10 protein-coding genes and 1 tRNA gene are annotated in these 12,245 nt (G+C 43.3%); 10 read left to right on the forward strand and 1 reads right to left on the reverse strand.

Annotation, left to right across the window (positions count from 1 at the left end):
- Positions 1 to 240: 240 nt before the first annotated feature.
- From JRG66_RS09470 to JRG66_RS09480, 3 genes are all read left to right on the forward strand, one after another.
- Entirely contained in the window at positions 241 to 1,110 is an 870-nt protein-coding gene (locus tag JRG66_RS09470) for a manganese catalase (protein ID WP_265162528.1), read from the forward strand.
- A gap of 578 nt (positions 1,111 to 1,688) precedes the next feature.
- A complete protein-coding gene (locus tag JRG66_RS09475; protein WP_265162529.1) occupies positions 1,689 to 4,145 on the forward strand; it encodes a TonB-dependent receptor in 2,457 nt (818 codons plus the stop codon).
- A gap of 15 nt (positions 4,146 to 4,160) precedes the next feature.
- Positions 4,161 to 4,334 carry a hypothetical protein gene (locus JRG66_RS09480; RefSeq protein WP_265162530.1) on the forward strand — a complete coding sequence of 58 codons (174 nt, stop codon included), beginning with the start codon at positions 4,161 to 4,163 and terminating at the stop codon, positions 4,332 to 4,334.
- Positions 4,335 to 4,373: 39 nt separating this feature from the next.
- Here JRG66_RS09480 and JRG66_RS09485 read toward each other — a convergent pair.
- Positions 4,374 to 4,449: transfer RNA gene (locus JRG66_RS09485), tRNA-Phe, on the reverse strand.
- Between the two features lie 118 nt (positions 4,450 to 4,567).
- On the opposite strand from JRG66_RS09485, the gene JRG66_RS09490 reads away from it, so the two are divergent.
- From JRG66_RS09490 to JRG66_RS09520, 7 genes are all read left to right on the forward strand, one after another.
- Positions 4,568 to 5,299, forward strand: coding sequence for a type III pantothenate kinase (locus tag JRG66_RS09490; RefSeq protein WP_265162531.1), 732 nt, complete (start codon positions 4,568 to 4,570; stop codon positions 5,297 to 5,299).
- A complete protein-coding gene (gene bamG, locus JRG66_RS09495) occupies positions 5,296 to 6,543 on the forward strand; it encodes a BamG family beta-barrel-assembly machinery protein (RefSeq protein ID WP_265162532.1) in 1,248 nt (415 codons plus the stop codon). The genes JRG66_RS09490 and bamG overlap by 4 nt, the downstream gene beginning before the upstream one ends.
- A gap of 34 nt (positions 6,544 to 6,577) precedes the next feature.
- On the forward strand, positions 6,578 to 7,948 hold the full coding sequence (locus JRG66_RS09500) for a tetratricopeptide repeat protein (protein ID WP_265162533.1): 1,371 nt from the start codon (positions 6,578 to 6,580) through the stop codon (positions 7,946 to 7,948).
- Between the two features lies 1 nt (position 7,949).
- Positions 7,950 to 8,516, forward strand: a complete 567-nt coding sequence (lptC, locus tag JRG66_RS09505; protein ID WP_265162534.1) for an LPS export ABC transporter periplasmic protein LptC — start codon at positions 7,950 to 7,952, stop codon at positions 8,514 to 8,516.
- Positions 8,513 to 8,701 carry a hypothetical protein gene (locus tag JRG66_RS09510; protein WP_265162536.1) on the forward strand — a complete coding sequence of 63 codons (189 nt, stop codon included), beginning with the start codon at positions 8,513 to 8,515 and terminating at the stop codon, positions 8,699 to 8,701. Before lptC ends, JRG66_RS09510 begins: the two co-directional genes overlap by 4 nt.
- Positions 8,702 to 8,706: 5 nt before the next feature.
- Positions 8,707 to 9,993, forward strand: a complete 1,287-nt coding sequence (locus JRG66_RS09515; protein WP_265162537.1) for a hemolysin family protein — start codon at positions 8,707 to 8,709, stop codon at positions 9,991 to 9,993.
- A gap of 97 nt (positions 9,994 to 10,090) precedes the next feature.
- Complete coding sequence (locus JRG66_RS09520; protein ID WP_265162538.1) at positions 10,091 to 12,211, forward strand: peptidylprolyl isomerase; 2,121 nt, start codon at positions 10,091 to 10,093, stop codon at positions 12,209 to 12,211.
- Positions 12,212 to 12,245 lie beyond the last annotated feature (34 nt).

Here is a 12,245-nt window from a genome sequence, read left to right on the forward strand (position 1 = left end):
AAAATTGATCGGGTGCCGGAAAAAAGCAGCAGGAGTAGAGGTTGAGGGTAGTTTGCTAACCGAAATTTAAAAAAATATCAGAATTGCTTCTTCATCCCTGATTTTCAGAGTCTCTAACAAAATATTATCGACCAGTTAACGCAGATTAGGTTTTGTTAGGTATACCTTGGGCTAAGAGTGAACAAGCTGTTTTACTCGTATTTATTAACCACATATTTATTAACCAAAAATCAATTATTTATGTTTTATCATGATGGAAAGCTTCAGTATGAAGTAAAAGTAGACAAACCCGATCCGCAATTCGCAAAAATGCTTCAACAGGCTATTGGCGGAGTAGAAGGGGAAATGCGCGTATGCCTGCAATACCTTTTTCAGGCCTGGAATATGAGAGGCCCTGCAAAGTATAAGGATATGTTGCTGGACACCGGTACAGAAGAGATGGCGCATATTGAAATGCTTGCTACTGCTGTTGCCCTCAACCTAGAAGGGGCGCCAAATGAGCTGAAGGATAAAGTAGCCGGAGACAGTCCATTTATGGAACAGGTCATGGGAGGCGCTAACCCAAGGCACATACTTTCTTCAGGTCTGGGAGCAATGGCTACCGATAGTTGTGGTGTGCCATTCAACGGTTCGTGGATAGTAGGATCGGGGAATATGGCGGCCGACATGTACGCCAACGTCATGGCCGAATCAACCGGAAGAACCCTTGCAGCAAGGTTGTGGAAGTCAACTTCAGATAAAGGAATGAGAGACATGCTGTCTTTTCTCCTGGCCAGAGACACCATGCACCAAAACCAGTGGCTCGCCGTACTAGAAGAAACCGGCGGACTTAAAGGGGCGCACCCAATACCAAACAGTTTTCCGCAGGACGAAGAGAACCACGACTTCAATTATACCTTTATTTCAACCAAAATTGATGGTGAAAGTGAAGCAAAAGGTAGATGGAGTGAGGGGGAATCCCTTGACGGGAAAGGACAGTTTAAGTTTGAAAAAGCACGCCCTTACGGAAAGAAACCACACCTGGGCGCTGCCTCCCCTTCAGGTTTTGCTCAAAAAGAGCAAATGGAAGAAGGCTTTACAGACAAGATTAAAGATGTCTTCAAAAAATAATACCCCCGGCATCTTATACGGTTTAAAAGAGGACTTCGGTCCTCTTTTTTTTGTGGATTTAAATAGGTATGGGCTGTAAAGTTTATTCTGAATAATAAATATACCCGTGTAATCTCGTTAATGCTAAACCTGAAGTTGTAGACTTACAGGTAAGTCAGATAAATTCTTCGGATTAAAAAAGGGGGAAAGATAATCAGACAAAAGCCTGTAGGGAGTTGCTTCTGTCCTTAACTCGTTAACTAGTTCTTAAATATAACAAAAAATATTATTGATTACCAAATTGACATAAATTTATGGCTAATGGTGTTAATATCTCGGTGAAATGCACAAGGATTTTATAAATCGGTGAGAAACACTGTATGTGCTGGTGACAAGCTGAATAGCTGTTAGTGAGAAACACGAGTCTGGGTCTCTCAAAAATATCATTTTTAAATAGATTTTATTTTACTGATAATCTTTAAGTTAGACTATAGCTGGTATCTTTTATTTGTAATTGTTTTAAATAAGCTTTTATATCTAAATTCTGGTTCCTAGATTTGCGCTCTATTTATAATTAGTCCAAATAAAATTTTTACTAAATGTATCAGAAATACTACATCATTTTTCTGTTTATGCTCATGGCCACCTTCGGCTTTGGCCAGGCAACAGGAAACATTGAAGGAAATGTTATTACCGGCAACGGCAACCCCATTGCCAACGCTAATGTGAATATTGTAGGCACAAGCCTGGGTTCAGAAACCAACAGGAACGGCGAATTTGTTATTAAAGGAGTTCCGCAGGGAAGTTATACACTGCGTATTTCTTATGTGGGGTATGGGAACAAAGATCTGGCATTTTCGGTTCAGGCCGGACAAACCACCTCGATCCCGGTTGTTATATTGAGAAATAACGAAGAGGATCTTGATGAAGTAGTGGTTACCGGAAACGCCAACATCAACAGCTTTGCCCGGGCAAAAAGCGAATATGTGGCGAAACTTCCTTTAAAGGATATTGAGAACCCGCAGGTGTACAATACCATCACGGGAGAATTGCTTGAGCAGCAGGTGGTCACTTCGTTTGATGATGCCCTGAAGAATGCCCCCGGGATCACAAAGCTTTGGGAGTCTACAGGTAGGGGAGGCGATGGTGCCGGATATTACTCAATAAGGGGTTTTGCCGTACAGCCTACTTTGGTGAACGGCCTGCCTGGTTTGACCAATGCGAGCCCCGATCCAGCCAATATTGAGAGGATAGAGGTGATTAAAGGCCCTTCGGGAACCCTTTACGGAAGCAGCCTTATCTCTTATGGTGGATTAATTAATATAGTGACAAAAAAACCATACGATTACTTTGGCGGAAGTGTTTCGTACACTATGGGTAGCTTCGGAATGAACCGGGTGACCGCCGATGTGAACATGCCGCTTGACGAAGATGGAGATGTGGCTTTGCGCGTAAACACGGCATACGAAAAACAAAACAGCTATCAGGATCTGGGCTTCAGCGAATCTTTCTTTGTGGCCCCTGCCTTGAGCTATAAAGTGAATGATCGTTTGTCGTTCCTGGTAAATACCGAATTCTATACTTCTGAAACCACCAATCCTGTGATGTTGTTCCTTGACAGGGGCGCGCCGGTGAGTGCTACAAGTATGGATGAGCTGGGCTATGATCCCAATCGTTCTTACACCAGCAACGACCTTAGCCTAAAAAACCCGAATTACAGCCTGCAGGGGCAAATGGAATACAAAATATCTGACGACTGGACGTCTCAGACCGTTTTTTCCAGAAGCTCTTCCAAAGCTCAGGGTTACTACTCCTATTTGTATGAAACCACCCGTTTCTATATGGGCCGTACCGAGGTAGAAGGTTCGGTGACCAACCTGGATGAAGGTTTTGTTTTTACCCGCTACATGAATAACCAAAACTCTACTACGTTAACAAGCGATATTCAGCAAAACTTTATAGGCGATTTCAATCTAGGCGATTTGAGAAACCGCGTTGTGGTAGGGCTTGATTACTTCAACAGGAAAACTATCGACAACAGTTCTGGTTATATTGCCAACGGAAATGTTTACATAGGAGATGCAAGCCTTCAAAATGTGAATGAGAGTGTGTTTGGAAGGTTTGACCCCGCCAACTATGTAAGGAATAATGACAGCGGGTTGCTTTCTGAAGCCTCTGTGAATGACCTGCTTTCAGGAGTGGCACTAAACAATTCTACAATTACTGAAGAAGTGTACAGCGCATATATTTCCAATGTGTTGAACATTACCCCAAAAATTTCTGCAATGGCCAGCCTGAGGATTGACCAGTTTGAGGGCGAAAATAACAGCCAGACCGCCCTTTCGCCAAAATTCGGACTTGTTTATCAGCCAGTTCTTGAGAGGGTTTCGGTTTTTGCGAACTATATGGATGGTTTCAGCAATGTAGATCCGCGAGAGCAGGGAAATCCTGCAGAGGGGGCTACCACTACCGTGAGTTTTGATCCTGAGAGGGCCAAGCAGCTGGAGGTGGGAACCAAATTAAACCTTGTTAAAGACCGCGTTTCGGCAAGCCTTAGCTACTATGATATTGAAGTTTCTAACATAGTGACAGAAGCTGTTGACAGGCCGTTCTTCTACGTGCAGGACGGGAAGCAGTTCAGCCGTGGTTTTGAGGCCAGTATTACAGCCACTCCCGTTGACAGATTAAATATTATTGCCGGGTACAGCTATAATGAAAGTGAATTGGAAGAAACCGGTTTACGTCCGGAAACTGCGGGTCCCAAGAATTTGGCAAACCTGTGGGCGAGCTATAGCTTTGCAGGGAAACTTGATGGCTTTGGCCTTGGTTTTGGAGGAAACTATGCAGATGAGAACATGATCTTCAACCGAAACCTCGGGACTTTTACCCTGTCTTCTTATACCGTTCTTAATGCAGCGGTTTTCTACAACGCAGAGAAGTTTTCGGTCAACCTGAAGCTGAACAACCTTAGCGATGAAGAATATTACAGCGGCTGGTCTACGATCAACCCGCAAACGCCAAGAAATTTTGCGGCGAGCTTTACCTATAAGTTCTAGTCGAAATCAATTAGAATGAGAATAACCGCTTCGGAAGAAATTCCGGGGCGGTTTTTTTATGCTGAAGAAGTAGGTGCCGAGGTGTCAAAAATGGCATTTTTCTTTGCTGGTTTTCCTGAAGGTTTAGGTAATCCCCAACTTTTGATCATGATCCCCCAAAAATGCATTTTCGAAAGGTGTATACACTAAAAAAGCCCCCAAATTTTCATTTGAGGGCTTCTGCTTTGATGGTGGTGCCTCCAGGAATCGAACCAGGGACACAAGGATTTTCAGTCCTTTGCTCTACCAACTGAGCTAAGGCACCAGTGTTTAAAGCGGCTTACCTTGTAGTAAGCGGGTGCAAATATATATTCAAATTTAATATCTCCCAAGGGAAAATGAAAAAAAATGCTTTTGTACTTTAGCTTTTTCAAAGAACTGCCATGAATCTTGTTGTTGATATAGGAAATACCATTGCTAAACTTGCTGTTTTTCAGCAGGATGAAATTATTAAGAAAACTTCGGCCGGGAAAAGCGACCTGAATAAAAAAATTTCTGAGTTCCTCAAACTTCATCCGCAAATCCGGAATTTGGTGGTTTCTAACGTGTCTTCAGTAAAATGGGAGCTTCCTGAAGGAGCTGAAAAATCGGTCAGAGTCCTGGAGCTTTCCGCAGAAACATTTTTGCCTTTTAAGAACAGCTATGGAACGCCTGCTACTTTGGGGAACGACCGCAAGGCTTTAATTGCTGCTGCCGTTAAGCAGTATGCAGGTGAAAACGTGCTCGTGATAGATGCCGGTACCTGCATTACCTACGACTTTAAAACCGCCAGAGAAGAATACCTGGGCGGTGCAATATCTCCGGGCTTAAAAATGCGTTTTTTGGCACTAAATAATTTTACGTCAAATCTTCCGTTAGTAGAAGCAGGAGAAGGGCATGAATTGATTGGCGATTCCACCACATCCTCAATAAGTTCGGGCGTGGTGAACGGCACGCTTATGGAAATTGAGGGCATAATTGGCAAGTATAAAGAAAAATATGCCAATTTAATATGCATAATTACCGGTGGAGATGCAACTTTCTTGTCTGGAAACTTAAAAAATGGCATATTTGCGAACTCCAATTTCTTGTTGGAGGGTTTAAATTTTATTCTCGAATTTAATATCGATCAATGACAAAACGATTGTTAATAATCGTATTCATTTTATTTTCAGTGATTACGACCGCTCAGGAGCGAACTTCCTCACCTTATTCTTTTTACGGGCTGGGATTAAATACCTTCAAAGGTACCGTAGAAAACAGATCAATGGGTGGTCTTGGCATTTTTTCAGATAGTATACATGTTAACCTGCAAAACCCGGCCTCCCTGGGCAGGCTTAGATTGACAGCCTACACGGTTGGTTTAAGCGGCAGTTCGGTTGAAATGAAGAATGATGATGCTTCTGAAACTGCTAAATCCAGCTCCCTTGACTACCTGGCTGTGGGGATTCCCACCGGCAAATTGGGTTTTGCTTTTGGATTGGTGCCCTACTCATCTGTAGGTTATAATATTGATGATATAGACCAGGAAGCCGGGATAGGTTACAGGTACACGGGTAAAGGCGGCCTTAACCGCGTTTTTCTTGCTGCGGGTTACGCGATCAACCCTAACCTCAGTATTGGGGTAGATGCCAGTTATAACTTCGGAAATATTCAGAATAAAAGCATATTGGTGCGCGAAGGAGTGCAGTATAGTTCCCGGGAGATAAACCGAAGCGATCTTAGTGGTTTTACTTATAAAATCGGGCTTGATTACGAGAGAATGCTCAATGAAAACCTGCAGTTAAAGTTTGGGGCGCACTATACGCCTGAAACCACGCTTAAAACCGATAATCAAAGTGAACTTGCAACCATTTTGCTGGGAGTTGAAGGCCGGGAAGTTACGGTTGACAGGCAGGATATTTCTTCGCCCAATACAGATTTTGAACTCCCCTCAAGCCTTAGTATAGGAGCAGGGGTGGGCAGGCCTCAAAAATGGTTTTTAGGAGGGGAATTTACTACCACCGGTGCGGGAGATTACAGCAACCGTGCCTTTGCCATAGAGGGGGCTTCATTTGAGCAGGCTTCAGGCTACAGGCTGGGAGGCTATTTCATTCCAAACTACAACTCCCTTACCAGCTACTTTAGCCGAATTGTTTACCGCGGAGGGCTGCGCATGGAAGAGACCGGGCTGCACCTCAATGGAGAATCGATTGATGAGTTTGGCATAGCTTTTGGGTTAGGACTACCAGCAGGAAGGATGTTGACCAACATTAATCTGGGATTTGAGTATGGACAGCGCGGTACAACAAGCAACGGATTGATCCAGGAAAACTTTTTTAATGCCATGATAAGCCTCTCGTTAAGTGACAGGTGGTTTATCAAAAGAAGATTCGAATAATCACAAACTATTAATCAGGAATAAAACTTATACTATGAAAACCAAGGTAATATTATTTCTTTCGGGGGTTGTTCTGGGGACAGGAGCCTTGCAGGCACAGGCCAATCAGGAGTGTGCCACGACAGCAGCCCTGGCTTACAGCGATGCAAAGGCAAAAAACTATGATGCAGCCTGGACCAGAATTCAAACCTTAAGAGAGGAATGTCCTTCTTATCACATTGCAACCTATCAGTACGGAGAAAGAATATTAAAAGATCGCCTTGATAATGCACCCGAAGCTGAAAAGGAAGCTGTAGCACAGGAGCTTATTAAATTATATAAAGAACGTTTACAGCATTTCCCTGCAAAGACCGACGCCGGAGATGTTAATGCAGATATTGCACAGTTGATGTTTGACGTGAAGCTGGGTTCAACCGAAGAGCAGTTCGAGGCCTTTGATAAAGCTTTTAAGCAGGATCCAAACAGCCTTAACGCAAAATCTCTTTATACCTACTTCTACCTGCTGGTGGAGTTACAGGATGCCGGTAAGAAAGATCTTCAGGAAGTTTTTGACAAGTACGATGTTGTAATTGCAAAACTTGAAGAACAGGAAAACGAAACTGCCGAGTCTTTAGCCCAGCTTATCGAAAAACAGGAAGCCGGAGAAGAGCTTTCTTCAAAAGATAAATCAAGGCTAAATGCATATGAGAAAAACCTTGTGGCTTATAATGCCGTAAAAGGAAGTATAAATGCTAAGTTAGGTCAGCGTGCAGATTGTGATAACCTTATCCCGCTTTACAGCAAAGACTTTGAAGCCAAAAAAGGAGATACTGAATGGTTGAAGCGGGTGAACAGCAGGTTGTCTGCAAAAGATTGTACTGAAGATCCGCTTTTTGTAAAAGTGTCTGAAGCTTTACACAAATTGGAGCCATCTGCAAGTTCGGCTTACTCCCTTGGTCAGCTAGCCGAAGCAAATGGAAACCAGTCTAAAGCTCTTGAATACTACAACCAGGCAGCCGAGCTTCAGAAAGATCCAAGCGCCAGGGCGAGTATATATTACAAGATTGCAAACCAGTACAAAGAGAAAGGTCAGTTTGGTCAGGCCAGGAACATGTACCGTAAGGCTATCAGCTCAAAACCATCTTTTGGTAGAGCTTACCTTCAAATCTCTAACATGATTGCTCAAAGTGCAAACAACTGTGGAAACACCGCTTTTGAAAAAAGAGCTGTATACTGGAAAGCTGCAGAATATGCCGAGAGAGCTGCAAGGGTTGACCCGTCAATTAGCAGCACTGCCAACGAAACAGCTTCTGCTTATAGAGGAAGGGCCCCACAGCGTAGTGATATCTTCCAGAACGATATGCAGGGTAAGACCATCAACATTGGATGCTGGATAGGGGAAAGCGTAAGAGTACCTAATTTGTAATATGAAATTTACATACAGGATATTTTTTAGAGGCATTGTCACAACCCTGGTTGTGACAATGCTTTTTTCTTGTGAAGGCAATTTGAAAGGCGTTAGGCAAATGGAGATCCCCGAAGACGCCCCTCAATCTATTGGCGTGGGGATTAATATGAAATATGTAGATTCCGGAAAAGTGGTGGCTACCTTAAGAAGTGAAACCATGAGGGATTTTTCAAACAAGGAGTTCCCCTACAGGGAATTTCCCGACGGGGTTATAGTCGAATTTTTTGATGACCAGCGACAAAAGAATACCGTCACTGCCAATTACGGGATAGTTTACAATGAGACCGGGCTCATAGACCTGCAGGGCGATGTGGTGGTGGTTACCAGTGACAGCACAAAACTCACTGCCGATCAGCTCTACTGGGACCAGGCAAGGAACTGGGTCTTTACAGATCATCCCAACACCATCCGGTTTAAAAATGGAGCCATCAATGAAGGTCAGGGTTTTGATAGCAACCAGGAATTCACTAATTTCCGTTCAAGATCTAATGTTGGGGTGCAAATTTTAGAAGAAGATAAACAATGATGAAATTTTCGAAATTTTTTGAATTTGCCTACCTGGCAGCTGCCGTGTTCTTTCTCTACGAGGCAATTGTAATATGGAACGACCAGCGCAACCAAGCCTACCTCTTCCTGTTTTTTGTGGTGGTGGCAATTTTTATGTTCTTCTTTAGAAGGCACTTCAGGCATAAGTACGGTAAAAGGGAATAGGTACTATGGCCTACGAGATCATTATTATTTTATGCTCCCTGCTGCTTTCGGCGTTCTTTTCGGGCATGGAGATCGCTTATGTGTCTGCAAACAAGATACATGTGGAGATCGAAAAGAAGCAGAATGATTTCCTGGCTAAGATTCTCACCCGCCTTACCCGTAAACCTTCAAAATTTATCGCCACCATGCTGGTGGGTAATAATATTGCCCTGGTCATTTATGGTTTTTTTATGGGCGATCTCTTGATGAGCTGGCTGGCACCCGAAAATTTCAGCAATGAAATTGTAGTTTATCTGCTTACAGATCTCAGCCTCCTTACTCAAACCATTATTTCCACACTTATAATTCTGCTTACTGCGGAATTTTTACCCAAGGTTTTCTTTCAGATCTATGCCAATTTTTTCCTGAAGTTCTTTGCGGTACCTGCTTATTTGTTCTACCTGCTGTTCAGTTTTATTTCTTCTTTCGTGATTTGGGTTTCAGATCTTGTTTTAAAAAGGTTCTTTAAGACCCAGGGGGATGAAGTGCAACTGGCTTTTACCAAAGTAGAGCTCGGGAACTATATTTCTGAACAAATGGACAAAATAGAACACGACCAGGAGGTAGATTCCGAAATTCAGATCTTTCAGAATGCTCTCGAGTTTTCCGAAGTAAAGTCGAGGGAAGTGATGATTCCGCGTACCGAGATTGTGGCGGTAGACATCACTACCGATCCGCGGGAACTGGTGGAGACCTTCACGGCAACCGGCTTGTCAAAGATCCTGGTGTACAAGGAAAATATAGACGATATCATTGGCTACATCCACTCTTTTGAGCTCTTTAAAAAGCCGCCTACCATTAAATCTATATTGCTGCCCGTGGTCTTTGTGCCCGAAACCATGCTGGTAAAAGACGTTTTGAATATCCTTATCAAAAAAAGGAAAAGTATTGCTGTAGTAATTGATGAATATGGCGGTACCAGCGGGATGATGACAGTAGAGGATATCGTGGAAGAGCTGTTTGGGGAGATAGAAGATGAACATGATCCCGTGATCCTTATAGAAGAAAAGCTTGAGGAAGATAAATACCTTTTTGCGGCCCGCCTGGAAGTAGATTATCTCAATGAAAATTACAAGCTCGATATCCCCATTGGCGAGAACTATGAAACCCTGGGCGGCTATATTTTAGATCACACCGAAGAAATTCCTCCTAAAGACGGGGTGGTTGAAATTGACAATTTTACTTTTCATATCAGGGAAGTGTCCAATACCAGGATTGAGCTTGTAGAGGTGATTGTGAATTCAAACGATTAATTTTAAGTTTTTCCTCACATTTTGAAGATTTATAGTTTTTTAGTAAAGCTAAAAACGTTATTTTCGCCCCCTATATTTTAGAATTAATAATAAGATAATGGCAGTATTAAATTCAATAAGGCAACGTTCGGTCTTCCTTATCGTGATCATTGCTTTGGCACTTTTCTCATTCGTGTTAGCCGATGTTATTCGCAACGGAGGAATGAGTTCTCAAAAATCCCAGAATACTATAGCTACGATTAATGGTGAGGATATTGAAAGGGAGCAGTTTGCCCGTCAGGTAGAATCCTTTCAGCGTAACATGGGGCAAAATGCAACTACCTCTCAGGCTGTAAATCAGGTTTGGGAAATGAATGTGCGTAGAACCCTTATGCAGGAGCAGTTTGAAGAGCTTGGTATTCGGGTGGAAGAAGCCCAGGTTAAGGAGATGATGAGAAGGGAACTTGCAAACAACCCTAATTTTACCAATGAAGCCGGTGTTTTTGATGAAGCTAAATTGAGAGAATATGTAGCTACGCTTAAATCTACTTCACCTCAGGCATACCAGCAATGGTTGGATTTTGAAACCAGTCTTGCTGAAACTGCCAGGGAGCAGATCTACCTTAACCTGGTAAGGGCCGGGGTAGGAGCCACGCTTCTTGAAGGTGAGCAGGCTTACAGGTTTGCCAGTGATAACGTAGATATGGAATTTGTTTACGTACCCTACACTACTGTTGAAGATTCACAGGTAGAGATCTCTAAAGACGAGATCAGGGATTACGTGAAAGCGCATCCGGGGCAGTTCAAGACTGAACCTACCCGCGACATCCAGTATGTGCTTTACGAAGAAACTGCTTCTGTTGAAGATGAGGCCGAAGTAAAATCTGAACTGCTTGGTCTTTTAAACGACAAGGTAGAATTCAATTCAGCTACCAATACCAGTGATACGGTTGAAGGTTTTGCAACTACAAGAAACTGGGAGGAATTAGTAAATGAAAGATCTGATGAGAAATTTCAGGACAGGTTTGTATTTAAAGATCAGTTACCTGCAGAGCATGCAGATTCTCTTTTCAACCTAAACGAAGGAGAAGTTTACGGGCCGTTTAAATACAATGGTTCTTACAGGCTTGCCAGAGTGGTAGAAACTGCTCAAATGGCCGATTCTGCAAAGGCAAGGCATATTCTTGTAGCATGGCAGGGTTCTCCGGTAGGAGGGCAGGTGACCAGGAGCAAAGAACAGGCACAGCAATTGGCCGATAGCCTTGCTAACGTGGTCAAAAACAACAACGATAAATTTGCGGAACTGGCTTCAGAATTCTCTGCCGATACTTCCAATAAAGAAGATGCGGGGCAACTTGGCTGGTTTGGGCCGGGAGCGATGGTTCCTGCTTTCAATGACTACGTTTTCAATAACAACGAAGGTTCAGTTGGAGTAGTAGAAACTCAGTTTGGGTACCACGTGATCCATATTCAGGAGTTGACCGATAAGGAAAAGGCGGTAAAGCTTGCTACTGTTTCAAGAGCGATCCAGCCTTCAGAAAAAACTTCCAACGAGCTTTTTGCTGAAGTGACAAAATTTGAGCTTGCGGCAAAAGATGGCAACTTCAGCGACCTTGCAAAAGAAAGCGGAAAAGAAGTTAGGCCGGTAAAAGAAATTAAGCAACTTGAAGAGAATATTCCCGGGATTGGTGCACAGCGAAGAATTGTGCAGTGGGCCTTTGAAGAGGAAGTTGAAGTTGGGGATATAAGAAGGTTTGAAGTTCCTTCAGGTTATGTGGTGGCACAGGTGACTGCGGCAAACAAAGGCGGCCTTAAATCGGCTGAAGCTGCGTCTGCAACCGTGATTCCAATCCTTCAGAAGCAAAAGAAAGCTGAGATCATTAAATCTGACATCAGCGGAAGTGATCTTCAGGCTATCGCGCAAAATCAGGGCGTACAGGTGAATACCGCAAATGCGGTTAACCGAAACAGTCCAACGCTTCCGGGTGTTGGCAGTGAGCCAAAAATTGTGGGTGCTGCTTTTGGACTTGAAAGCGGTGAAACCAGCAGTCCTTTAGCGGGTGAAAAAGGTGTGTTTGTAGTGAAAGTGCTCCAAAAGAACGATGCCCCTCAAATGGAATCTTACCGTCCTTATGCGGCAAGAGAAGCCTCTGCGCGCCGTATCTCTGTGAATTCCGAAATTTACCAGGCTCTTAAAGAATCTGCCGAAATTGAAGATAACCGCGCGAGATTCTATTAAGAAACTGTAGTTTACAATAAAGAAAAAGCCTTTC

This window comes from Salinimicrobium tongyeongense, assembly GCF_026109735.1.
Classification (GTDB): Bacteria; Bacteroidota; Bacteroidia; order Flavobacteriales; family Flavobacteriaceae; genus Salinimicrobium; species Salinimicrobium tongyeongense.